Annotated in this window: 1 protein-coding gene; it reads right to left on the minus strand. The window is 57.2% G+C overall.

Going from position 1 to position 257, the window contains the following annotated elements; translation table 11 throughout:
* On the minus strand, positions 1–189 hold a 189-nt coding region (locus tag ACLJNW_RS26505; protein WP_003120122.1), incomplete at its 3' end, for a hypothetical protein.
* Positions 190–257 lie beyond the last annotated feature (68 nt).

A 257-nucleotide genomic window follows, 5' to 3' on the forward strand; every position in this document is an offset into this window, starting at 1 on the left:
TTCCGGCTCCAGTTGCCAGAGAAACCACTGTCGCTCCTGGGCATAGGAGAGCCGCAGGGGCTCGCCGTCCTGGCGCTTGAACACTGGCGCGATCTCGAAGAGATTGACACCTTGCTGCTTGAGCAGGACAGCCAATGCCTTCCTTTCCTGGGGGGAAAGGGAGCCCACCTTCTCTATGAGTGCTTGCACGCTACCGCCTCTTAGGAAATCAGTTTTTCAAGTTCATCGGCAGATAGACGTTTGAGCGCCTCCAGGGA

This window comes from Salmonella sp. SAL4457 (assembly GCF_046548235.1).
In the GTDB taxonomy this organism is placed as follows: domain Bacteria; phylum Pseudomonadota; class Gammaproteobacteria; order Enterobacterales; family Enterobacteriaceae; genus Salmonella; species Salmonella enterica.